The 24929-nt window shown below is 55.7% G+C and carries 19 protein-coding genes; 18 read left to right on the plus strand and 1 reads right to left on the minus strand.

Annotated features, from left to right (window positions below):
• Window positions 1–45: 45 nt before the first annotated feature.
• From asd to cobA, 17 genes are all read left to right on the plus strand, one after another.
• Window positions 46–1161 carry an aspartate-semialdehyde dehydrogenase gene (gene asd / locus BKP64_RS04985; protein WP_070966775.1) on the plus strand — a complete coding sequence of 372 codons (1116 nt, stop codon included), beginning with the start codon at window positions 46–48 and terminating at the stop codon, window positions 1159–1161.
• A gap of 313 nt (window positions 1162–1474) precedes the next feature.
• A complete protein-coding gene (locus BKP64_RS04990) occupies window positions 1475–4714 on the plus strand; it encodes a FimV/HubP family polar landmark protein (RefSeq protein WP_070966777.1) in 3240 nt (1079 codons plus the stop codon).
• Between the two features lie 106 nt (window positions 4715–4820).
• Window positions 4821–5726: a tRNA pseudouridine(38-40) synthase TruA gene (gene truA, locus BKP64_RS04995; protein ID WP_070973565.1), complete on the plus strand. Its 906-nt coding sequence runs from the start codon at window positions 4821–4823 to the stop codon at window positions 5724–5726.
• Entirely contained in the window at window positions 5726–6355 is a 630-nt protein-coding gene (locus BKP64_RS05000) for a phosphoribosylanthranilate isomerase (RefSeq protein WP_070966778.1), read from the plus strand. The genes truA and BKP64_RS05000 overlap by 1 nt, the downstream gene beginning before the upstream one ends.
• Window positions 6348–7556 carry a tryptophan synthase subunit beta gene (gene trpB, locus BKP64_RS05005; protein ID WP_418287594.1) on the plus strand — a complete coding sequence of 403 codons (1209 nt, stop codon included), beginning with the start codon at window positions 6348–6350 and terminating at the stop codon, window positions 7554–7556. Before BKP64_RS05000 ends, trpB begins: the two co-directional genes overlap by 8 nt.
• A gap of 19 nt (window positions 7557–7575) precedes the next feature.
• Entirely contained in the window at window positions 7576–8388 is an 813-nt protein-coding gene (gene trpA / locus BKP64_RS05010; RefSeq protein WP_070966779.1) for a tryptophan synthase subunit alpha, read from the plus strand.
• A gap of 44 nt (window positions 8389–8432) precedes the next feature.
• Window positions 8433–9359 (plus strand): acetyl-CoA carboxylase, carboxyltransferase subunit beta, encoded by a 927-nt coding sequence (gene accD, locus BKP64_RS05015; protein WP_070966781.1) that lies wholly within the window; start codon window positions 8433–8435, stop codon window positions 9357–9359.
• Window positions 9343–10650: a bifunctional tetrahydrofolate synthase/dihydrofolate synthase gene (gene folC / locus BKP64_RS05020; protein WP_070966784.1), complete on the plus strand. Its 1308-nt coding sequence runs from the start codon at window positions 9343–9345 to the stop codon at window positions 10648–10650. Before accD ends, folC begins: the two co-directional genes overlap by 17 nt.
• A 108-nt stretch (window positions 10651–10758) precedes the next feature.
• The gene (locus tag BKP64_RS05025; protein ID WP_070966786.1) at window positions 10759–11424 is read left to right on the plus strand and encodes an SPOR domain-containing protein; all 666 of its coding nucleotides are present in this window, start codon (window positions 10759–10761) and stop codon (window positions 11422–11424) included.
• 93 nt (window positions 11425–11517) lie between these two features.
• Entirely contained in the window at window positions 11518–12087 is a 570-nt protein-coding gene (locus BKP64_RS05030) for a CvpA family protein (RefSeq protein ID WP_070966789.1), read from the plus strand.
• Window positions 12088–12121: 34 nt separating this feature from the next.
• On the plus strand, window positions 12122–13648 hold the full coding sequence (gene purF, locus BKP64_RS05035) for an amidophosphoribosyltransferase (RefSeq protein ID WP_070966792.1): 1527 nt from the start codon (window positions 12122–12124) through the stop codon (window positions 13646–13648).
• A 30-nt stretch (window positions 13649–13678) separates the two neighbouring features.
• Window positions 13679–14920, plus strand: a complete 1242-nt coding sequence (locus tag BKP64_RS05040) for an O-succinylhomoserine sulfhydrylase (protein ID WP_070966795.1) — start codon at window positions 13679–13681, stop codon at window positions 14918–14920.
• Between the two features lie 6 nt (window positions 14921–14926).
• Window positions 14927–17536: a DNA translocase FtsK gene (locus BKP64_RS19620; RefSeq protein ID WP_070966798.1), complete on the plus strand. Its 2610-nt coding sequence runs from the start codon at window positions 14927–14929 to the stop codon at window positions 17534–17536.
• A 12-nt stretch (window positions 17537–17548) separates the two neighbouring features.
• Window positions 17549–18208 (plus strand): outer membrane lipoprotein periplasmic chaperone LolA, encoded by a 660-nt coding sequence (gene lolA / locus BKP64_RS05050; RefSeq protein WP_070966800.1) that lies wholly within the window; start codon window positions 17549–17551, stop codon window positions 18206–18208.
• Window positions 18208–19545, plus strand: a complete 1338-nt coding sequence (locus tag BKP64_RS05055) for a replication-associated recombination protein A (protein WP_070966802.1) — start codon at window positions 18208–18210, stop codon at window positions 19543–19545. Before lolA ends, BKP64_RS05055 begins: the two co-directional genes overlap by 1 nt.
• An 89-nt stretch (window positions 19546–19634) precedes the next feature.
• Window positions 19635–20909, plus strand: coding sequence for a serine--tRNA ligase (serS, locus tag BKP64_RS05060; RefSeq protein ID WP_070966805.1), 1275 nt, complete (start codon window positions 19635–19637; stop codon window positions 20907–20909).
• Window positions 20906–21769: a uroporphyrinogen-III C-methyltransferase gene (gene cobA, locus BKP64_RS05065; protein WP_070966808.1), complete on the plus strand. Its 864-nt coding sequence runs from the start codon at window positions 20906–20908 to the stop codon at window positions 21767–21769. Before serS ends, cobA begins: the two co-directional genes overlap by 4 nt.
• A gap of 82 nt (window positions 21770–21851) precedes the next feature.
• On the opposite strand, the gene BKP64_RS05070 is transcribed toward cobA, so the two are convergent.
• Window positions 21852–22928 carry a 3-deoxy-7-phosphoheptulonate synthase gene (locus BKP64_RS05070; RefSeq protein ID WP_070966811.1) on the minus strand — a complete coding sequence of 359 codons (1077 nt, stop codon included), beginning with the start codon at window positions 22926–22928 and terminating at the stop codon, window positions 21852–21854.
• 171 nt (window positions 22929–23099) lie between these two features.
• On the opposite strand from BKP64_RS05070, the gene BKP64_RS05075 reads away from it, so the two are divergent.
• A complete protein-coding gene (locus BKP64_RS05075; protein ID WP_070966814.1) occupies window positions 23100–24923 on the plus strand; it encodes a DUF1631 family protein in 1824 nt (607 codons plus the stop codon).
• The last annotated feature ends 6 nt before the right edge of the window (window positions 24924–24929 follow it).

The raw sequence follows: 24929 nt of genomic DNA on the forward strand, positions 1-24929 counted from the left end.
GATAACGGTAGCGGGTGGGCATAAAACGAGGTTCAAAGGTCGCACATGAAGCGAGTTGGACTTGTAGGTTGGCGCGGCATGGTAGGCTCAGTCCTCATGCAGCGCATGCGTGAAGAAAATGATTTTGCCGATATTGATCCGGTTTTTTTCTCCACTTCCCAGACCGGGAAGCCGGCTCCGGATGTTGGCAAGGAAGGAGTGCCTCCACTTCAGGATGCCTTCGACATTGATGCCCTGAAATCCCTGGATGTCATCGTCACCTGTCAGGGTGGGGATTACACCACGGCGGTCTACCAAAAGCTGCGCGATGCAGGCTGGGAAGGCTACTGGGTCGATGCTGCATCAACGCTGCGGATGGTGGATCACTCCGTTATTGTTCTGGACCCGGTAAACCGTAACGTGATCGATGCGGCGCTTGATAAGGGTGTTAAGGATTACGTTGGCGGTAACTGCACCGTGAGCCTGATGATGCTGGCCCTTGGTGGCCTGCTGGAGCAGGATTTGATTGAATGGGTGTCGCCCATGACGTATCAGGCTGCTTCCGGTTCTGGTGCCCAAAACATGCGGGAATTGCTCAATCAGATGGGTGAGCTCAGCGGCAGCGTCAAGAGCGAGCTGGAGGATCCGTCTTCTGCGATTCTGGAAATTGATCGCAAGGTGACTGAGACAATGCGCTCCGGCGCCTTCCCGACCGAACATTTCCAGGTGCCCCTTGCGGGTAGCCTCATCCCCTTTATCGACAAGCAGCTCGATAACGGCATGAGTAAGGAAGAGTGGAAAGCCGGGGTTGAGACCAATAAGATTCTCGGTCGATCAGATAACCCCATTCCGATTGACGGGATCTGCGTCCGGATTGGAGCCATGCGCTCCCACAGCCAGGCTCTGACCATCAAGCTCAGGAAGGACCTGCCGGTCTCTGAGATTGAGTCTATTTTGGCCAAGGCGAATGAGTGGGTTAAAGTCATTCCCAACGATCGCGATGCCACAATCGAAGAGCTGACTCCGTCGAAGGTCACAGGCACTCTCAGCGTCCCTATCGGCCGAATTCGGAAACTGACCATGGGGCCGGAATACATTTCTGCCTTTACGGTTGGTGACCAGTTGCTGTGGGGCGCCGCTGAGCCCCTGAGACGCATGCTGCGAATTCTGCAGGAGCGTTAAGAAATGTTACACAGGGGTAATTAATGCCAACTGTGTCCGGTTTCAGAAAACCGGTTAGGGGCGGAGGCTGATTTCAGTCTTCGCCCCTGTTATTTTCAAGAGCGCTAGGAAGTTCCGCTTGATAGATAAAAAATTGGTGCAAGGATTGCGGCTGATTGATTGATAAAAGGGGTATTATCAACAATACTTGCCGAACTGAACGTTGATAACACGACATAATAACTAGAATTATCCAGACGGAAGTCATCCAACCTCGTCCGATTCTGTTTGAAAAAGAGCAGTAACGAATAACGGAGACTGGAAAGGAAAAAGCATGAAGGTACGCAAGCTTGCGGTTGCCCTGGCTCTGGCGGGAGGGCTTGGATCCGGCGTCGCACACGCCCTTGGGCTGGGAGAAATTGAACTTCAGTCCTATCTGAACGAGCCATTGGACGCGGAGATTATCCTGCCCCAGAGCCGTGGAGTAGATCCAGGTGATGTATTCGTTAACATTGCTTCGGAGACTGCCTACGAGAGGGTCGGACTTAGCCGCAACCAGTTTCTGAGTAAACTGAGGTTTCAGGTCGTCACCCAAAATGACGGTAGTCTGGCGGTCAACGTCTCTTCAAGAGAGCCGTTACGAGAGCCTTACCTGAATTTCCTGCTTGAGCTGACTTGGCCCAGCGGGCGTTTGATGCGCGAATATGCCGTTCTGGTCGACCCCCCTGTATATGCGGAAGAATCGGGCGTTCAGGAAAGCGTGAGCGTGCCTTCAGCGAGCTCCCGCCGTGAGGTTGCAAGCCAGCCATCACCTACTCGCAGTGCTGAGTCCGTTCGCCGGCAGCGACAGGCAGAGCAGACCCTTGGCCGGGGCTATCAGGCAGACACCTTCGGGCCTACAGGGCCGTCCGATACGCTTTGGACGATTGCTTCGCGTATGCGTCCTGACAGTAGCGTATCCATGCAACAGGTGATGCTTGCCATTCAGGACCTGAACCCGGATGCCTTTATCGCCGGGAATATTAACCGTCTCAAGCGCGGCGAAGTCCTCAGAGTGCCTTCGCTTGACCAGATCCAGAGCCGCACTCGCGCTGAGGCCACTCGTGTTGTCGGCCAGCAAAATCGTGAATTCCAGTCTCCCCAGCGTACTGTGGATGCGACCGTCAGCACGCCTCAGCAGGCTGCGCCTGATCAGGCACCTGCGAGTGGTGATGAACTGAAGTTGCTTGTGGCGGAAAACGACAGTCGGGAGACCACAGAAGGCGGTTCGGCCGGAGGTGATAGTCAGCTCCCGGGTGGCGTCGATGCCGGTGCTGCCGTTGCGATGGAGGAGCTCGAGAGTGCTCGCCGCGAGAATGATGAGCTGAATAGCCGTGTAGAGGATCTGCAGGATCAGGTCGAAACACTGCAGCGTCTTCTGGAGCTGAAGAATACTCAGCTCTCCGATTTGCAGACCATGGCCGGAGAATCGGGGAGCGACTCAGCCCCTGTTGACAGTCAGGTTGCCACTGCGCCAGCGGGCGGCGAGAGCCAGCCCCCTGCCACCGATGATGTCGCAGACGCTTCGCAGGCCGGCGAAGGCATGGCAGAAACTGCTGCCACGGAGTCCGGCTTAGCTGAAGACAGCGTTGAGCAGCCCGCCGAGAGTGCTTCGGAGGATGCAGGCCAGGCCGAAGCCGACGGCACGTTAGCTGCTGATGATATGGCTGTGACCGAAAATGGAAGTACTGACGAAACAGGTATGGTTGAGGCCGAACCTGAAGTTGCTGAAACAGCTCCGGCAGCGGCTCCGGAGGAGCCGGCTGTAGAGGCTGAGCCGAAACCAGAACCAGAGCCTGTATCCCAGGCGCCGGCGCAGGACAAGGGATTCCCGGGTAACATCATTGATGCGATCACCGGTAATCCGATGTACCAAATAGCACTCGGTGGTGGTCTGATTCTATTGCTTCTGCTTTTGTTGCTTCTTGCCCGCCGCAACGCCAATCGCGAAAAAGCGTTTTATGAGCAATTAAACAGTGAGGCGGATGACTCGGCGGATTCCTTTGACTTGAGCCTCGATGACGAGGAGTCGGAGCATACCGCATCTGAAGACGCGCTCGCTGAAGCTGATACCTACATCGCTTACGGCCGCTACGATCAGGCTGCACAGGCGCTGGAGACCGCTACGTCCCGGGAGCCTAGTCGTGTCGATCTGCGGCTGAAGCTGCTGGGTGTATACGCAGACACGCAGGACCGTGAGTCCTTTGAGAAACAGTTCACCGAAATCGAAGCGCTGGATGATGAAGACGCTCTGGCCTCGGCCAGCGAGTTGCGGTCTCGGCTTGAAGAGGCAGAGTCGATGCCCAGCATCGACGATCTTGAGTCCCAGCTCCGATCAGACTCGTTCGGAACTGACTACTCAGAGCAAGAAGGGTCTGGTCTTAACGAATCCGAAGAAGAGGCTCAGGTTTCCGATGAACTGTTGGCAGATCAGTATGATTCCGAAAAGGAAGCCGACGTAGAGAACGAGTTTGGTGATTTTGACTCGGATCTTACGGATTTCGATCTGACTGAAATTGAAAGCTCTGAGGCGTCTGCTCTGGATGAGGGCAAACAGAAAGACGAAGAAAATTCAGAGGATGGGTTGATAGAATACGATCTTTCTGGACTTTCCACTGATTCTGAAAGTGAAGAGGCGGCTTCAACAGAACGTTCCGAGCCCGGGCTTGAGGAAAACGAAGATACCTTCGACTTCAAAATGGATTTGGGGGAGTCGGAGGAATCTGATGAGCTGTCAGACGATATCGACCTGGATCTCGATTCCTCTCTGGAGAGTGAGCCCGAGCCGGCGGTGACTGAAAGTGCCAGCTCCGACGACGACCTGAATCTTGACCTGAGCGAGGATGAGGTGGACGCAGAGTCAATGCCAGGCTCCGAAGAAAATGACTCGGAGGGTGACATTGATTCGCTGGACGAATCATTCCTCGATGAACTGGACGCTGAGCTGGATAAGGTAGCGAGTGAGGAAGAAGAGCTTGGCGGCACCGAAATAGAAGAGTCGTCTCTGGATGACCTCGAGCTCGATGTGTCTGATGAGGACCTGGCATTGATGGAGGAATTCTCGGATTCAGCCGACTCCTCCAATCACGAAGAGGACGAAGCGTCGGCATTGGATGAAGAGCTCGGTCTTGAGGATACTCTTGGTGAAGGTGATGTTCTCGGCGAAAGCGAAGCTGCTGGTCCGGAAGAGGAAGTGTCGGGTGCCGAGGAACTTGAGGACCTGGACGCTCTTGGCGACATGGCGGAGCAGGACGAGTCTGCTGACGATGTAGAACTGCCCATAGCGTCTGAGGAAGTGGCAGACGAAACAGAGAAGCGGTCAGCGCCAGCAATTGATGAAAGTGATCTCGGCGATGATGACGATTTCGACTTTCTGGCCGGAACTGACGAAGCGGCTACCAAGCTGGATCTTGCCAGAGCTTACATGGAGATGGGTGACAGCGACGGTGCTCGGGATATTCTTGAGGAAGTTGCCCTCGAGGGTGATGAGGACCAAAAAGCTGAAGCGCAGGACCTCCTTAAAAATCTGTCCTGATCCGCTATAATCAGGTCAACAAGATAGCAGGCGCCGGCCGCCGGGACTTGTCCCGGTAAAAGCCGGCGCTTTGTTTTTTATCGAAACACTCTTTCCGGGCCAGCACTTGTTTCTCGAAGCTCAGCAACTCACCACGGACAACGCCATCGGAGCAGGCCGCGTCGTTATCGCGTTTGAATACGACGGTCAGGATTTTCACGGCTGGCAATTTCAGAAATCAGGCGTGAGGTCGGTCCAGGGCGAACTGGCCAGGGCAGTCGGGAAAGTGGCAAATCATCCCGTAGACCTCGTATGCGCGGGCCGCACTGACGCCGGTGTTCATGCAAGCTATCAGGTGGTTCATTTCGAAACGCCCTCTGTTCGCAACCTTCGGTCGTGGGTGATGGGCATCAACACCGCATTGCCTGGTGATATCGCCGTTCACTGGGCGGGAAATGGATCAGGTGATTTTCACGCCCGGTTCTCAGCGGTTTATCGCCGGTATCGATATATCATTCATAATAGCGCGGTAAGGCCCGGCATCCAGCGGGGGCAATTGAGCTGGACGTTTCGTCCGCTTGATGCTGACCGTATGGACCGGGCGGCCCAAGCGCTGGTCGGAGAGCACGATTTTTCCTCCTTCCGTGCCGCTGGCTGCCAGTCGCGTACCCCGGTCCGGTTTCTGGAACAGATTTCGGTAACCCGGCGGGGCGAGTTCGTCGTAATAGATGTTCAGGCAAATGCGTTTCTCCATCATATGGTTCGAAACATCGCGGGCGCGCTCCTCGCGGTCGGGGCCGGGCAGCAGCCTGTGGAATGGATTCATGAGATACTGGAGTCACGGGACAGGACCGTTGCTGGTGTTACGGCGCCGCCCCATGGCCTTTATCTGGTCGATGTTGGCTACCCAGCTGAGTACGGCATTCCCGCGGCAGAGTGTGGGCCGGGTTTCCTGAGGCCGTGGTTCACCCGTGAACAGAACCGTCCGATACCGCCGACCCATATTCATCGCAAACAATCGGTGAAACACTGATGAGAGCACGAGTTAAAATTTGTGGTTTGACACGTGTAGATGACGTGAAAGCGGCGGTTGACTGCGGCGCTGATGCGCTCGGCTTCGTTTTCTACGGTCCGAGTCCGCGTTCGGTATCCTTAGCGCAGGCCGAAGAGCTTATCAGGCATGTACCGGCGTTCGTCTCAGCGGTTGGATTGTTCGTGAATCCGTCGGAGACTGAGGTTCGGGAATTGCTTGGTCGGGTTCCGCTGGATTTACTGCAGTTTCATGGTGACGAAGCGGCCGGGTTCTGTGCCCAGTTCAATCGACGGTGGATCAAGGCAGTTCGGGTTCGCGAATCCGGCCAGATTGAGCGCGCGTTTGACGAGTACGAACATGCATCCGGGCTATTGGTAGATGCTTGGGATCCTGACCATTACGGAGGAACCGGACAAGCGTTTAACTGGGATCTTATTCCCGAAAATCGACCGCTTCCCCTTATATTGGCCGGTGGGTTGTCATCTGATAACGTATCTTTCGCCGTAGATCGGGTGAGACCGTGGGCCGTGGATGTTAGCGGTGGTGTTGAGCGGTGCAAAGGGATCAAGGATAGCCAGAAAATTTCCGACTTTATTAAAGAGGTTCACCGTGTCTGTAAAACTGACTGAAGAAATGCTTAGCGCACTGCCCGATGCAAGAGGTCACTTCGGAGCCTTTGGTGGGCGGTTTGTTTCCGAGACGCTCATGGATTCCCTGATGACGCTCGAACACGAATATAACCGGCTGAAGAAGGATCCAGAGTTTCAGGCAAGTTTTGATAAGGAGCTTGCAGACTACGTAGGACGCCCAACGCCACTGTATTTTGCGGAACGTCTGACCCGGGAGACTGGCGGTGCGCAAATCTGGCTGAAGCGTGAAGATCTTTGCCACACCGGTGCCCACAAGGTAAACAACACCGTGGGCCAGGCGTTGCTCGCAAGTTTTTTGGGGAAAAAGCGCATCATTGCGGAGACCGGCGCAGGGCAACACGGTGTTGCGACAGCAACAGTCTGCGCCCGTCTCGGCCTGGAGTGTCACGTTTTCATGGGGGCAGAAGACGTCCAGCGCCAGTCGCTGAACGTGTTCCGGATGAAGCTGCTGGGAGCTGAAGTTCATGCTGTCGAGGGAGGGACCCGTACCCTCAAGGATGCGATGAACGAAGCGATGCGTGACTGGGTAGCCCATGTTGATGAAACTTTTTATATCATCGGAACGGTGGCGGGACCGCATCCGTACCCAATGCTGGTTCGTGACTTCCAGTCGGTTATTGGCCGCGAAACCCGTCGGCAATGCCTGGAGAAAACAGGTAAGCTGCCTGATGCACTGGTAGCGTGTGTAGGCGGCGGCTCGAACGCCATCGGAATGTTCTACCCCTTCCTTGGTGATGAATCGGTCAATCTTTATGGTGTTGAGGCTGGTGGCCTTGGTATTGAAACCGGTAAGCATGCAGCGCCTTTATGTGCTGGCCGGCCGGGTGTGCTTCACGGCAATCGGACCTACCTGATGGAAGATGAGAATGGTCAGATTGCCGGTACTCACTCGGTCAGTGCGGGGCTTGATTATCCGGGTGTGGGGCCAGAGCACAGCTGGCTGAAGGATATTGGCAGGGCAAACTACGTTTCTGTCACAGACGATGAAGCGATGGAAGGATTCCGTAAGCTGACCCGTGTTGAAGGTATTATGCCCGCTTTGGAGACTGCACACGCGGTGGCTTACGCTATCAAGCTCGCGGCTACCATGGATAAGGATCAAACCGTCGTGATCAATGTGTCCGGCCGGGGAGATAAAGATATAAACACGGTTGCCAAGTTAGAAGGCATATCGGTTTGAACAATCGACAGGAGCAGGCATGAGCCGAATTGCAGGGGTTCTTAAAACCCTTAAAGGGCAGGGCCGCAAGGCACTTATTCCCTACATCACTGCTGGTGATCCCCACCCTGATCTGACAGTGGAGCTGATGCACACGCTGGTGGGTGCGGGTGCCGACATCATTGAGCTGGGCGTGCCTTTTTCCGACCCGATGGCGGACGGGCCAGTCATTCAGCTCGCCTGCGAGCGAGCCCTGATCCATGGAACATCGTTGCGGCAGGTTATCGGAATGGTGAAAGAATTCCGTCGAACGGATAAGGATACGCCCGTCGTACTGATGGGCTACCTTAACCCGATGGAGGCCATGGGCTTTGAAACCTTTGCAGATGCCGCAGTGGATGCTGGTGTTGACGGCATTCTTACTGTTGACCTGCCACCAGAAGAGGCGGATGAGGTGGCACCGCTGTTTACTCAGCGTGAGCTGGATGCCATTTTCCTCTTGGCACCAACCACAACTGACGATCGAATTCGCGCAATCAGCGAGCACTCGTCCGGTTATGTGTACTATGTTTCAGTCAAGGGTGTGACAGGCTCTGCCAAAATAAACGTGGAAGAGGTGGCCTCCAAAGTGGCCCATATTCACGAACTGACTGCACTTCCGGTCGGTGTTGGTTTTGGTATTCGGGACGCTGAGACAGCGGCTGCAGTCGGACGGGTATCCGATGGTGTAATTGTTGGCAGTGTCCTGGTCGATACAATAGCCAGAAATCAGGCAGATATCGACCAGCTCAAACGTGCGCTGACGGATCTGCTCCACCCGATGCGTGAAGCACTGGACAGTCTGGCCTCCTGACAGGGCAGCCAGAACAGACAGGCATCAAAGGACAGGATGAGATCATGAGTAACTGGCTGGACAAGATAATGCCGAGCAAGATCCGCTCGGAATCCAAGCAGAGAACCGGTGTGCCGGAGGGGTTATGGAAGAAATGCCCCAAATGCGGTGCATTTCTGTATAAGCCTGAACTTGAGAAGAATCTGGATGTTTGCCCCAAGTGCAACCATCACCTCCGCGTCAACGCCCGTCGCCGGCTGGATGTTTTTCTGGATCCTGATGACCGCGAAGAAATTGCCAGCGAACTTGAGCCCTGGGACCGACTGAAGTTCAAGGACAGCAAGCGTTACAAGGACAGGCTGTCCCAGGCGCAGAAAGCGACTGGTGAGAAGGATGCCCTGATTGCCATGAAGGGCACTACGCTTGGTGTTCCCCTCGTTGCCTGTGCATTTGAATTCAATTTTCTGGGTGGCTCGATGGGGCAGGTGGTTGGCGAAAAATTCGTCCAGGCAGCCAATGTGGCTCTTGAGCACAGGATTCCGCTGGTATGCTTTTCAGCGAGTGGTGGCGCCCGAATGCAGGAAGCCATTCTGTCCTTGATGCAGATGTCCAAAACCGCCGCTGTGCTTGAACGTATGAAACAGGAAGGCATTCCTTACATTTCGGTAATGACGGACCCTGTCTTCGGTGGTGTGTCTGCTAGTCTGGCAATGCTGGGCGACCTGAATATTGCTGAACCAAACGCTTTGATAGGGTTTGCCGGCCCACGGGTTATTGAACAGACCGTCCGGGAGAAACTCCCCGAAGGTTTCCAGCGTAGTGAGTTTTTGCTGGATCACGGTGCGATTGACATGATTCTCCATCGCCACCAGATGCGTGAACGCATTGCGCACGTGCTAGCGAAGTTCGGCGGTTACGACAGGCCTGGAACAGAGGCGCCTATCGAGTTTGAAGTAACGGAAAAACCGGATATCGATGTTCCCTCCGAATAAGTTGCCTCGCCAGTCCCTGGTTGCGCCGGGGGCTGGCGCCACTGTCGATCAGTGGCTCGCCTACCTTGAAGCGATCCATCCCACTGAAATAGATCTCGGCCTTGATCGGGTGCTCGTGGTTTTGCGGCGACTGTTTCCTCGTAAACCGGACGCCCGAATCATTACAGTGGCAGGAACCAACGGTAAGGGGAGTGCCATAGCGGCGCTGGAGGCACTGTTGCGTTCTGCGGGTCGCCGCACCGGTGCCTATACATCGCCTCATCTTCAGAATTATAACGAGCGGGTACGAATCAACGGCGCTGATATTGACGATGCGACGCTGGTCTCTGCATTTGAGCGAGTCGAGGCTGCACGTCGAAACCTTTCGCTGACGTATTTTGAATTCGGCACACTTGCTGCCTTCGTTGCTTTTGCGGACGCAGGCGTCGAGGACTGGCTCCTGGAGGTCGGGCTCGGGGGCCGGCTCGACGCCGTCAATGTGATGGACGCGGACTTCGCCATTATTACGTCGGTAGACATAGATCATGTCGCTTTTCTCGGTGATAACCGGGAAGTTATCGGCTTTGAGAAAGCGGGTATTTTAAGAGTGGGTATACCGGCAGTTTACGCCGATATTGATCCGCCCAAGTCTGTGTTGCAGCAGGTAGCGGCCCAAAAGGTTTCCTTGTCGCTGGCTGGTCGTGAATACCAGGTCCGGGAACCTGAAACATCGGGTTATCCGGCACTGTTGGACTACCGCGGGGAGGAGATTTGCTTACCTGCCGACTCGCTGCCGGTACAGAGTGTCGCGGCGGCCGTTGTCGCCGTCCGTCATCTTCAGCCAGAACTTGGCATTTCGGACATTGAGGAAACCCTTGCCCGGATACGGATGCCAGGGCGTTTTGAGCAAATCGGACGACACCCGGACATCTATGTAGATGTGGGGCACAACCCCCACGCTGCACGCTGGCTTGCGCGCAGACTTGTTTCACTGAAGCGGGAAGGGCGGAAGGTCCATGGGGTTTATGCGGCACTTGCGGATAAGGACGTGGAGGGCGTTTTGGCAGCCATGAAGCCCGTCGTCGATGTCTGGTGGCTCGCCGGCCTGGCCGTGCACCGAGGGTTGTCCGCAGAATCGCTCGTGGCCAGAGCGGATAATGTTGAAATCGCTGTCAGCGAGCATCGGGAAACGGTATCTGAAGCAATAAACGCTGCCCGGGACGCGTCGGAAGAGGCGGACCTGATTATCGTCTTCGGCTCCTTCTACACGGTAGCGGAGGCTCGCATGCTACTCGGTGGGAGTGTGTCTTAAACTTTGTCCATGGCAGACGCTCACGCTTTGAGTTCTGCCCGACAGGCAGTTAGTATCAAGCCCCTAGCCCCTGCGCGGTGGGTCATTAAACAATGGGAGCCGAAAGACGTGGATGGATTGAAGCAAAGAATAATTGGGGCGCTGGTGCTGGTTTCCCTGGCCGTTATCTTTGTTCCCATGGTGTTTGACGAGCCCCATTCCGAGCGTACCTCTACGGATATCAAAATTCCTGAGGAGCCGCCATTCCCGGAGGTGACTGCACCCGATGCGGACTCGGTCACCCCCCCTTCTTATCAAGAGCCGGCCTCTGAAATTGCGGGCCCGGACACCTCACAGCCGGACACTGAGGCACCCGCCTACCGGATTATTGAAGGCGCCGGTAGTCCGGAACAAACGGCGGATGATAGCAATGTATCTCCCGGCCAGCCTGCCGCAGAAACTGCAAATATCACTGAGGAGACAGACGCTCCCGATACTTCCAGAGATGTAGCGGACGAAACCGGGTCTGAATCCGTCGAGTACAGCCGCTCCCTGGAAGGCGCCTGGGTAGTTCAGCTCGGTAGTTTTGGTAATGCCGAAAACGCGAGGCGCCTGAGGGACCAGGTTCGAGAAAAAGGCTATGGGTCCCACCTCCAGGAAGTTGTTAGGGGGGATACCACGTTGAACCGGGTCTTTTGTGGGCCCTTCGCCAGCAAATCCGATGCGGAGGCGGCAAAGCGTGCCCTCGATCAGGCCTTCAGTCTGAACAGCCTGGTCACGACCGGTGACAAATAACCATCATTTCTGACCGTTTATGCGTTCCAGGCAGTTTGGTGGAGACCGGTTTCCTGATAGAATTCGCGCTTCCTTTTTTGCACCGGGTTCTCCATGGAAGCGCTGATCTGGATTGACTGGGTCATCATTGCCCTGATTACAGTTTCCACGCTCATCAGCCTGAAACGGGGCTTCGTCAAAGAAGCGCTGTCTCTGGTTACCTGGGTGGGAGCGTTCATACTCGCCCGAACCTTCCACCCGCAAATGCAGACCCTCCTTGAGAGTACGGTCGAGACGCCGCTGGTCCGCCTGATCGCAGCTTTTGCCATACTCTTTTTCGGTACGCTCATTGTCGGCGCTATCATCAACAACATGATTGGCCACCTTGTCCGCGCGACCGGGCTGTCAGCAACCGATCGGGTTCTCGGTATGGGGTTCGGGCTCTTGCGGGGTGTTGTTGTCGTGATCGTCGGTATTGCCTTTACCCGATACACGCCATTAGCGCAGGATACCTGGTGGCGGGAATCAATAATGATCAATCGATTGGCCGTGGTGGAGGATTGGTCACGGCGCACGTTGGGCGATGAATTCGCCCGTTTTCTGGGGCCGGCTTCGGAAGGCCAGGGCACACCGGAAACCAGTCATGAGCAGGAAGGCGTGGAACCCGTTTCAGCCAACCGCTAACATTCAGTTTTAACACTCGGAGAATACCGTAGCCATGTGTGGCATTGTCGGCATCGTCAGTACTTCCAACGTCAATCAGTCGCTCTATGATGCGCTGACTGTACTTCAGCACCGGGGCCAGGATGCGGCGGGCATTGTTACGTTTCAGGATGAACGCTTCTATCTTCGCAAGGACAATGGGCTGGTTCGTGACGTCTTCCATACCCGCCATATGCGCAGGCTGGTGGGTAATGTCGGAATCGGCCACGTTCGGTACCCGACCGCTGGCAGCTCCAGCTCGGCAGAGGCCCAGCCATTCTACGTCAACAGTCCTTACGGGATAACCCTTGCCCACAATGGCAACCTTACCAACGCCGACGATCTCAGCAACGATCTCTTCCGTACCGATCTCCGTCATATCAACACCAACTCGGATTCCGAGGTATTGCTGAACGTCTTTGCCCATGAGCTCCAGAAGCTCGGGAAACTGAATCCGACCAAAGATGAAATCTTCGCGGCGGTAAGAGCGGTTCACAAGCGTTGTCGTGGCGCTTACGGAGTGATCGCCATGATTACCGGGTACGGCATTGTCGGTTTCCGGGATCCTAACGGAATTCGCCCAGCCTGCTATGGTGTGCGAGAGGTCGAAGACGGTCGCAAAGAGTATATGATCGCCTCTGAAAGCGTCGCTCTCAGTGCTGCGGGCTTCTCGCTGGTTCGCGATATTGCGCCCGGAGAGGCTGTGTATATCGAGACCGATGGCACGCTCTATACCCAGCAGTGTGCCGAAGACCCCCACCTGTTCCCCTGTATCTTCGAGCACGTGTATTTCGCGCGGCCGGATTCCATTATTGACAAAGTGTCCGTCTACAAGGCTCGCCTGAGAATGGGTGAAACCCTTGCGGAAAAGGTCATTCGGGATTTCTCTGGTCACGATATTGATGTGGTTATGCCTATCCCTGACACCAGCCGAACGTCTGCGATGCAGATGGCGCACCGCCTGGGTGTGAAGTTCCGTGAAGGTTTTATTAAAAACCGCTATATCGGCCGGACCTTTATCATGCCTGGCCAGAAGATGCGGAAAAAATCGGTTCGTCAGAAGCTGAACCCGATTGACCTCGAGTTTCGAGGCAAGAATGTCATGCTGGTCGATGATTCCATTGTGCGCGGAACCACCTGTAAGGAAATCGTGCAAATGGCGCGGGATGCAGGAGCCCGAAAAGTGTATTTTGCGTCTGCTGCGCCTCCGGTTCGTTACCCGAACGTCTACGGTATTGATATGCCGTCAGCCAGTGAGTTGATTGCCCATGATCGCACGGTGGAAGAGATCCGGGAGCTGATCGGTGCGGACTGGCTGCTGTATCAGGATCTGGAAGACCTTGTGACCTGCGTGAGTGATGTGAACGACGAAATCGAAGGTTGGGAATGCTCCGTGTTCACAGGTGAATATGTGACGGGAGATGTGGATCGGGCCTACCTGGACCGGTTGGACGCCGCTCGCAATGACGACAAGCGTTCGGAGCAGCAGGGCGGCAACTCCGGCGATAACGGCATTATCGATTTGTATAATGACGAAGACTAATCGCGCCAGTAGCGTATTCAGGAGAAGCTCATGACCTTTCGCCGAGAAGAGAATGTCTGGATCCCTGAATCGGATCTTGAGGGTATGTCTGTTGATACCCTGGCGGTGAGGGCTGGCCAGATTCGTACCGGCCAACTTGAGCACAGCGATCCGATTTTTCCCACTTCCAGTTTCGTCTATGGCAGCGCTGCCCAGGCGGCGGCACGGTTTGGGGGCGACGAGCCTGGAAATATCTATTCCCGCTTCACCAACCCTACGGTGCAGGCGTTTGAAGCCCGGATTGCGGCAATGGAGGGCGGAGAGCGTGCTGTTGCTACTGCCTCGGGTATGGCGGCGATTCTCAGCACCTGTATGGCATTGCTCAAAAGCGGCGACCATGTAGTGTGTTCACGTGGTGTTTTTGGAACCACAAACGTGCTGTTCCAGAAATACATGGCAAAGTTCGGGGTGGAGACCACCTTTGTCAGTCTGACGGATATGGAGGCGTGGAGCAGTGCCGTCCGTGCTGAGACCCGGATGTTGTTTATTGAAACGCCGTCCAACCCTCTTTGTGAAGTTGCTGATATGGACGGGCTTGCGCACCTTGCCCATGAAAACGACGCTCTTTTCGTGGTGGATAACTGCTTCTGCACACCGGTATTGCAGCGCCCGCTGGAGCACGGTGCTGACATTATCATCCACTCAGCCACCAAGTACCTCGACGGTCAGGGTCGCTGTGTGGGTGGTGTTGTGGTCGGCCCGTCGAAGCTGATGGAGGAAGTCTACGGCTTCCTCCGTTCGGCCGGCCCGACCATGAGCCCGTTTAATGCCTGGGTTTTTCTGAAGGGCCTCGAAACCTTACCAATCCGTATGCGTGCCCACTGTGACAATGCGTTAGAGTTGGCGTTGTGGCTGGATAAACAACCAACGGTGGCAGAAGTCTTCTATGCGGGGCTTCAGACCCATCCGCAACATGAACTTGCCAAAAAGCAGCAGAAAGGCTTTGGCGGTGTGTTGTCGTTCCGTCTTAAAGGCGGTCGTGAAGAGGCCTGGCGTTTCATAGATGCTACCCGAATGATTTCGATTACTGCCAACCTGGGGGACGTGAAAACCACCATCACGCACCCTGCCACGACAACCCACGGTCGTTTGTCCGCTGAAGACAAGGTAGCGGCGGGCATCACCGAGAATCTGGTCCGTATTTCCGTGGGCATAGAAGCAGTCGAGGATCTGAAAACCGACCTTGAGCGTGGTTTTCAGGCTCTTCAGAACCCGAACAATGGAAACGTTTGAGCATTCATGGCCGAATCCGCAAAAGCGAAGAAAGCACCACAGGAACTGACTGACAAGCAGCTGCGCTTTCGCCGCCTTGTGACGCAGGGCGCCCGCGAAGGGGCTGTCATTGCGTTGATCGCACTGTGCATATACCTTGCGATGGCCTTGGTCACATTCAGTCCGTCTGACCCCGGGTGGGCCAGTATTGGCCATGACACTGATGTCCAGAATTATGCGGGACGCACAGGCGCCTGGCTGGCCAGCCTCTTCATGGACTTCTTCGGCCAGGTTGCATACCTGTTTCCGGCGATGATTGCGGGTTATGCGTTGATGCTGATCCGGCTCCGGAACGACTCCCTTGATCTTCACTGGCCATTGTTTCTGATGCGGTTCGGTGGCTTTTTCCTGATTTTGTTGTCAGCCACCAGTCTGCTTTCCCTGTATTCGGTGTTTGGTCTTGGGGCATCCTCTGGCGGCGTCTTGGGCGCGACCGTGGCTGACGCGATGGTTCGATTCTTCAATCTGCCAGCCACCACACTTTTGCTTATTGCCATATTCCTGTTTGCTCTGACCGTCACCACCGGCTTGTCCTGGTTTTGGCTGATGGACCAGATTGGTGGGCTTACCCTTCGCACGGGTATTGCGTTCAAAAAACTCTTTACGTCAAATCCAGACAAACCGGGTGCGAAAGCCAAGACAGAAAAGAACGTGCCCAAGGTTGAGCCACCTGTGGTGGCCGACCGGGTGATGACTGCCGGCCAAGGAGATAACAACGCAGACGCCCGCAACCGTTCCAAGTGGTGGCACAGTATCCCCGGGCTCGGTCCTCGTAAGCAGAAGCCTGCCAAAAAGGCGCCTGCAGAGCGCAAGGAACCCGGTTTCGAAGGCCTGTCCGCGGCTGAGGATCCGGAGCCTGCACGTCTGGAAAGTTTTAGCTCGCAGGAAAATTACAACTCAGATGAAACTGCCGGACCTGCCCTCAGGCCTGAACATAAGGTCGAGGCGGGGAACCACAACCCTCAGCCGTCAGCGCGCTCCGTGAAGATTTCCCCGTTCAAAAAGGATGAGCAACCGGCGCCGGGGAAGGACACCAGGAACAAACAGCCGTCACTGCTTGAGGACATTGAAAGCCCGATACCTCCCATCTCGCTTCTTGATCCTCCGGAAGAACATCAGGAAAGAGGCTATTCCGAGGAATCCCTTGAACACATGTCTCGCCTGCTTGAAGAGAAGCTGGCCGATTTTGGTGTCTCTGTAGAGGTTGTTGAGGTTAATCCCGGACCGGTCATTACCCGGTTTGAAATCAAGCCTGCGGCAGGCGTTAAAGTCAGCAAGATTTCTAACCTGGCTAAGGATCTTGCGCGGTCACTTGCTGTCTTAAGCGTTCGTGTTGTTGAGGTTATCCCCGGCAAATCCGTGGTAGGCATCGAAATCCCCAACGAAGAGCGTGAAATTGTGCGGCTCAGTGAAGTACTGGGGGCGCGGGTATTTACGGAGTCGTCGTCTGCGCTGACTCTGGCACTTGGCAATGATATCGGCGGTAATCCAATGGTCGCCAATCTGGCCAAGATGCCCCATTTGCTGGTGGCAGGCACGACTGGCTCTGGTAAGTCGGTGGGCGTCAACGCCATGTTGCTGAGTATGTTGCTCAAGGCGACCCCCGAAGAAGTTCGCTTCATCATGGTCGACCCGAAAATGCTGGAACTGAGCATTTATGACGGTATACCACATCTGTTGGCACCGGTTGTAACGGACATGAAGGAGGCCGCCAACGCCCTTCGCTGGTGTGTGGCCGAGATGGAGCGGCGCTACAGACTAATGGCCAGCCTTGGGGTTCGTAATATAGCCGGCTATAACCGGAAGGTTAAGGACGCGGCGGCCGCAGGCGAACCTCTGCTGGACCCTATCTGGAAGCCGGACGAATACCTGGCCAACGACGAACAGGAACGCCCGGAGCTTGAAACCCTGCCGTTCATCGTGGTTGTCATCGACGAATTTGCCGACATGATGATGATCGTCGGCAAAAAAGTGGAAGAATTGATTGCGCGTATCGCCCAGAAGGCCAGGGCAGCCGGTATTCACCTGATTCTGGCGACACAGAGACCGTCGGTGGATGTGATAACCGGGCTGATCAAGGCAAATATTCCAACCAGGATGTCATTTCAAGTCTCGTCCAAAATCGATTCCCGGACGGTCCTTGACCAGGGCGGGGCGGAACAGCTTTTGGGTCACGGCGACATGCTGTACTTGCCACCAGGGTCTGGTCTTCCGGTTCGTGTTCACGGCGCGTTTGTTGACGACGACGAAGTCCATCGGGTTGTAAGTGCCTGGAAGGCCCGGGGTGAGCCCGTTTACGTGGATGACGTGCTGAACGGTGCCGAGGGTGAAAATCTTCCCGGCGTTCCCACGTTGTCCGAGGGCGGCGACAGCGAAGGTGACGCACTGTATGACGAAGCCGTCGCTTTTGTTACTGAAGGACGCAGAGTGTCGATTTCTTCGGTACAGCGTAAATTCAAGATCGGCTATAACCGGGCAGCAAACCTGGTAGATGCCATGGAAGCCTCCGGCGTAGTCAGCGCCGCCGGACATAACGGGGCCAGGGAAGTACTGGCTCCGCCGCCACCCAGAAACTAGGAGTAGCACTGAATGCAACAGAATCCATTGTTGAAACTGTTTGCCTTGGTGGTCGCCATTGTATTTTCGGTCTCGGCAAAAGCCGCAGACGCCCCTGGAAATGGCCATGATGCAGCCAGCGAACTGGCATCTGTTCTGAAAAGCTACGAGTCCTATCAGGCAGACTTTATCCAGATTGTTGTCAATGAAAAGGGGCACCATGTTCAGGAAACGCGTGGCTCGCTTAAAGCGAAGCGGCCGGGCCTGTTTTACTGGGAAACCCGTGCGCCTTTGTCGCAGTTTATTGTCAGTGATGGTGACAAGGTAGAGCTCTATGATCCGGACCTGGAGCAGGTCGCTATCCACAAGCTGGACGAGCGGGTACAGACTACCCCAGCGCTTCTTCTCAGCGGAGAAGTGGATAACCTTGATGAAACCTACACGGTGTCTCAGCGCTCCATTGGTGACAAAACCCGGGAGTTTACCCTGGAGCCCCGAAGCCCGGACTCCCTGTTTGTTTCCCTGCGGCTGACATTTTTTGACGGTGAATTACAGGAAATGCGCATGCAGGATTCCCTGTCGCAGCTAAGTGTACTCAGCTTCGATAATATTCGCCTTAACCAACCGGTCGATAACAATGCCTTCATCCTCGAGTATCCGGAGGGTGTGGATATCATTCGGGATGGAGCCTGATGCAGGATAGCCTGTTCCAGGATCAGACGGGCTTCCGGCCTCTGGCAGCACGGATGCGGCCGGTGACCCTGCAGGATTACGTTGGCCAGGCACATCTCGTTGGTCCTGGTAAGCCTCTGCGCCGGGCGGTTGAGCAGGGACAACTCCACTCGATGATCCTCTGGGGGCCACCCGGAGTGGGTAAGACAACCTTTGCTCAGCTCCTCGCCAATCTGAGTAACCTGAGTTTTGAAACCCTCTCGGCAGTTCTCAGCGGCGTAAAAGAGATTCGTGCTGTGGTTGAACGGGCACGGAACCGCAAGCAGTCTGAAGGCCGAGATACTCTGCTGTTCGTTGATGAGGTCCACCGGTTTAACAAGAGCCAGCAGGATGCCTTTCTTCCCCATATTGAAGACGGCACCTTTATCTTCGTGGGTGCGACCACCGAAAACCCTTCCTTTGAACTGAACAGCGCGCTCCTTTCCCGGACCCGCGTTTATGTTCTCAAGAACCTTGAGGACAAGGATGTGCTCAGGTTGCTTGAGCGGGCGCTGGAATCGGATCAGGGGTTTGGTGGACGATTGCTGGTGCCGGAGGATGTGCTTGAGCTTATGGCATCGGCGTCGGGCGGTGATGCCCGCCGGGCCCTGAACATTCTGGAAGTGGCGGGCGATCTGGCAGAACCCGACGAACAGGGCCGCGACTGTATAACCAGTGAGCAGTTGGAGCAGGTCATGCAAACCAGCTTGCGCCGGTTCGATAAGGGCGGTGACGTCTTCTACGATCAGATTTCGGCGCTCCACAAGTCTGTGCGTGGCTCTGATCCCGATGGTTCCCTCTACTGGATGTGCCGAATGCTGGATGGTGGCTGCGATCCACTTTATGTGGCGCGACGCCTTGTCCGCATTGCCAGTGAAGACATTGGCAATGCGGATCCCCGCGCGCTGCAACTCAGTATGGACGCATGGGATGCCCAGGAGCGACTGGGCTCGCCCGAAGGCGAACTGGCTCTGGCTCAGGCGGTAACCTACCTGGCACTGGCGCCCAAAAGCAACGCGGTCTACAAGGCTTTCAACCAGTGCATGGCCGATGTCCGCCAGGATCCGGACTATGAGGTTCCGGTACATCTCCGCAATGCGCCAACCAAGCTGCTGAAGAGCATGGGGCACGGAGAATCCTACCGGTATGCCCATGACGAGCCTGAAGCGTTTGCCGCTGGCGAATCCTATTTGCCCGAGGCTATTCACAACCGCCGCTACTATGAACCTGTTACCCGTGGCCTGGAAATCAAACTCGCGGAGAAGCGGGACCGGTTGGACGATCGCAATTCCCGGAGTCCCCGCAAACGTTACTCCTGAACAGGCAGCGCGGTAGCCACCAGCGTCAGTGCAGGTATAATGGCCTGTCATTTCAACACATATCGCTAACCGGAAAATTCAGGATCAGCATGCTCGACCCAAAACGTGTCCGTACTCAGACTGAAGAGATCGCCCGTCGGCTGGCCGTCAAGAATTTTGACTTTGATATTGCTACCTTCGAGCAGCTTGAAGAACGCCGCCGCGCTACCCAGATGCGCACGGAGACGCTGCAAGGCGAGCAGAACAAGCGGTCTAAATCCATCGGTAAATCAAAGGCTGCCGGTGAAGACATTCAGCCGCTGCTGGACGAAGTTGAGAATCTGAAAAAGCAGAAATCCGAGGCGGAAGACGAGCTGCGTTTGCTGCAGGAAGAGCTGAACACTTTCCTTGCAGGCATCCCAAACCTGCCAGATGAGGACGTACCCGCCGGTGACAGCGAAGACGATAACGTCGAGATTCGTACCTGGGGTACTCCCGGAGTGCTTGAATTTGAAGCGAAGGATCATGTCGCTCTGGGCGAGGCTCTGAATGGACTGGATTTTGAGACTGCGACGCGCCTGGCACACTCCCGGTTTGCGGTCATGCGTGGGCCTTTGGCCCGACTGCACCGTGCTCTCGCCCAGTTTATGCTGGATCTTCATACCGGTGAGCATGGTTATACCGAAGTCTATGTGCCTTATCTCGTTAATGCCGAGACGCTTTACGGCACGGGTCAGCTTCCAAAGTTCGAGGCTGACCTGTTCAAAACAGAGGGCGAGAATCCGCTGTACCTGATTCCGACCGCAGAGGTGCCGGCAACCAACCTGGTGTCCGATACTATTCTGGACAACGCTGAGCTGCCCCTTCGAATGGTGTGCCATACACCGTGTTTTCGCAGTGAGGCAGGTTCCTACGGTCGTGATACTCGCGGCATGATCCGTCAACACCAATTTGACAAAGTTGAGCTGGTGCAGGTGGTTCGCCCGGATGAATCGGACGCCGCTCTGGAAGCCCTGACAGGGCATGCCGAGAAAGTGCTACGACTGCTGAAACTCCCGTACAGGGTTGTGACTCTCTGTGGCGGCGACATGGGGTTCTCCGCCGCAAAGACTTACGACCTTGAAGTCTGGTTGCCCGGACAGAAGAAATATCGTGAAATTTCCTCATGCTCCAACACCCGTGATTTTCAGGCACGACGCATGCACGCACGGTGGCGTAATCCCGAAACCGGAAAGCCGGAGCCTGTGCACACTCTGAATGGATCCGGGTTGGCTGTAGGCCGTGCCCTGATCGCGGTAATGGAGAATTACCAACAGGAAGACGGCAGTATTCGGATTCCAGAGGTATTGAAGCCTTACATGGGAGGCATTGACAGAATCCAATGAGTGATCAGCCCAACGCACCGGAGGGGGGCGTTAGCGCAACCCCTGCGCCCGTTCGGTACAGAGTCAATCCGGTAACCGACAATCCGAACACGTCCGCCGGGGAGGTGTCCCTGGTAGGAGCGGGCCCTGGTGATCCCGAGTTGCTGACACTCAAGGCTTGGCGACTGATCACCTCGGCAGAGGTGGTGTTGTACGACCGGCTGGTTTCCCCGGAAATCCTGTCGCTGGTTCCGCAGACTGCGGAGATGATTCATGTGGGCAAGCAGCGCTCGAACCATGTTTTGCCCCAGGACCAGATCAACCAGCGCCTCGTGGACCTGGCTCGCAAGGGCTATAGGGTGGTTCGCCTGAAAGGTGGCGACCCGTTTATTTTTGGCCGTGGTGGCGAGGAAATAGAGACTCTGGCGGCGTCAGGTGTCCGATTTCAGGTAGTTCCGGGTATCACGGCGGCATCGGGTTGTGCAGCTTACGCCGGTATCCCGCTGACGCACCGGGATCACGCTCAGTCGGTGCGATTTGTTACGGGGCACCTGAAGAACGACACCTGTGACTTACCATGGAAGGATTTCGTGCAAAACAACCAGACCCTGGTTTTCTACATGGGTCTGGTCGGACTGCCGATTATCTGTCGTCAGCTTGTTGGTCATGGTATGTCTCCGGATATGCCGGTTGCTTTGGTTTCCAAAGGAACGACTCCGGATCAGGTTGTCATTTCAGGGTCGCTGGCAGATATCGTTGACCAGGTGAATGCAGAGCACGTTCAGCCACCCACGTTGGTGATCATCGGCCACGTCGTGGCGTTGCGTGACCGGTTGGACTGGTACGGAGGCTTGCCCGAGAGGGGCCGGTTGGGCGGTTAAAGCTCGTCCCGGGGCACTTACCGGGATTGGATAAAAAAACGGGGAGCCATAAGGCTCCCCGTTTTTTCAGGATTAGGTGGAATTAGCCGACTTTGCGACCAGGCAGAACATCCTTCAGTTTGCTGCGCATGTCACGAATGGCTTTTTCGGTGGTTGGCCAGTCGATGCAGGCATCTGTCACTGAAACACCGTATTTCAGATCCGCAAGATTTTCCGGAATGGACTGATTGCCCCAATTGATGTTGCTCTCGACCATCAGGCTTTGAATGGAGCCGTTGCCTTCGAGGATCTGGTGAGTCACATCCTGCATGACCAGGGGCTGCAGCCCCGGATCCTTACTGGAATTGGCGTGGCTGCAATCAACCATAATTGACTTGCGAAGCCCTGATTTTTCCAGTGCCTGTTCGCACAATGCAACACTCACCGAGTCGTAGTTTGGTTTTCCGCCACCGCCACGAAGAACCGCGTGGCCATAGTTGTTCCCTTTGGTGCGGATAATGGCAACTTTTCCTTGCTGGTCTATACCGAGGAAACTGTGCGGATGGGAGACAGACTTCATTGCGTTTACAGCGACGTCAAGACTGCCATCTGTGCCATTCTTGAAACCGATGGCCATTGATAGGCCGCTGCTCATCTCGCGATGAGTCTGTGATTCGGTGGTGCGAGCCCCGATGGCTGACCAGGCAATGGTATCCTGAAGGTATTGCGGGGAAATCGGATCGAGAGCTTCGGTCGCAGCAGGCAGACCCAGTTCGTTGATGTCGAGGAGCAGGCGGCGACCGATGTGCAGCCCCTGTTCGATATCAAATGTATCGTTCAGGTGGGGGTCGTTGATCAGGCCTTTCCAGCCCACAGTGGTACGGGGTTTCTCAAAATAGACGCGCATAACGATGAGCAGCGTGTCACTGACTTCATCGGCCAGTTTCTTCAGACGCTGGGCATAATCGCGGGCTGCTTCAACGTCGTGGATGGAGCAGGGGCCGATAACAACAAACAGCCGGTGGTCTTTTCCGTCCATGATGTCATAAATGGCCTGACGTCCATTGGCGACGGTTTCAGCGGCTTTGTCGGAGAGTGGCATCTCCTGTTTGAGCGCTTCAGGAGTAATAAGAGGTTCCTGGCTCGCCACGTTAAGATTCTCTAGTTTGTTGCCCGACATGTTGTTCTGTTCCCCGATTCCGATCGTTGCATCTCCGGCGGCCAATAAATGCCAACCAGGTTGCAGATTAACGCGAATAACGCCGGTTTCCGGTTGTGGTAAACCCCGGCGAGGTGGTTATACTGCGTCATTTGTCAGGCCTTTTCAACGCTTCTTGAGTACGGGGACCGGATGTCACAAAACAGGCAGAAACCGCGAGATGTCGCTTCCCGAAAAGCGGTTTCCGGCAAGATCGGAGACGTCCTTGTCGGGATTCGGGTCCCGGACTTGCCTTACCCCGCTGGTAAACTTTCTCAGGAGTCTGTCAGTGACTGGCGTCCGCTTCTGCTGTCCTGCTGGGCGGAGCAACGGGATGAGCGGGTAACCCGTGTTATTCGATCGGTGCATCTTGATTGGTCCGCCCGGCAAGTAAACGCGGCCTATATCGCAGATCGTATTATGGATGTTTTCCTTGAAACCAGTGGTTTGCATCCAGAGTTGGCCCGGCGGGTTGCAAGGTTGCGCTTTTATCTCGCCTGGCGCATGGATCTGGAAGGACCCAAGGCATTCAGCGACAGCCTGACGGAATGGCTCGATAGCCTTCAGGAATGGCGTGGCTGGAGCGATTCAGGCGGCCGCTCGGCGAAGGTTCTGCTTGATCAACTTGATGCCCTGGTGGTTTCGGTATCCGCATGCTTTGAATCCGGCGAGGTAGCCCCGCTTGAAGCTTTCTGTCGCCAGTGGCAGGAGGATACGGTCAAACGGAATACCCAGGCCGAAAAAATGAGTCAGCGGCTACTGGTCACGGAGCAGGGTGCCGCGCGCCAGCGTCGCGCTGATCAAACCGCCAGGGCCCTGATTGGCCGGGCATTGCAGGGGCGAAGCCTTCCGCCACCGATTACCCGTTTTATACTTGAACACTGGCACAGTCTGTTGAAGCAGGCTGTCTGGGAGGCGGGTGTTGATGGTGAATACTTTCGGCATGGCTCCAAGCTTCTGGAATGGATGGTCTGGGTTGGGGATCCGTCTCTGTCGGATAAGGATCGCAACCGTCTTTACCATGTGGGAGAGCAACTTGGTGACCGTATCCTCGATGTCTGGAGCAAGGTCTTTGGCAAGTCGCTTCGGGCGGAGAGTCTTGCGGGTATTGAAGGTGTCATGATGTCCAGGCTACGAGGTGAAATCCCTGAACTCGCCACAGCACTGCCGAGTCCGGATGTGTTCAGCTGGGATGCCTCATGGCTGCGTTTCAGTTCTGTAGATGGTACTGCGGCCAGTGAATTTGAGGGCCGCTGGTTCGTGGAGGGTGAAGGGACAAGAGAGCATCGCCGGTATTTCTTTTCCCTGCTTGGAGAGACGGCAGAAATACTGTGGACCAACGGTGCGGGGGTAAAGCTGGGCTTGCAGCCCTGGCCGGAGTTTGAAGTTGCACGCGCTGAAGGAAGGATTCGGCCCCTGCCAACCCTGACACCGTTTGGGCAAGTGCTGACGGAGACCGTGGACCTGCTTGCCGCTGTATGTGAAAAACAGCGTAAACAACGGGAAAAGGCGGCGCAGCAGGCTAGGCAGCGAGCCGAGGGGCTCAGGCGCGAGCGCGAAGCTGCGGAGCAGGCCCGTAAAGAACAGGAGGCTGCTCGCGAAGCGGAACTGGAACGTCAGCGAGATCAAGCGGAACAGCAGCGGATTGCCGACGAAAAGGAAGAGCAGGAGCGGCTTGCCAGAGAAAAAACGCTGCTTGCCCAGAAACAGGTGGATGCGATCAAACTTGGGGGGTGGATCGTTGTAGCACCCGAGACATCCGGGGACGAGCCCAGTCGCTTGAAACTGGCGGTGAGAATCAATGCATCCCATAAGCTGGTGTTTGTTGACCGACTGGGCCTCAATCGACGGGAATTCAAGGAAGATGAACTGGTCACAGGTATTGTTTCGGAGCGCATCCGGGTATTGGGTAGTACGGCCGAGTTTGATGATACGTTGAGCCGCGTTGTAGGTCGCATTCGCGTCGGCCGGAATTGAGAGAGA

The sequence above is a fragment of the Marinobacter salinus genome, assembly GCF_001854125.1.
Lineage (GTDB): Bacteria > Pseudomonadota > Gammaproteobacteria > Pseudomonadales > Oleiphilaceae > Marinobacter > Marinobacter salinus.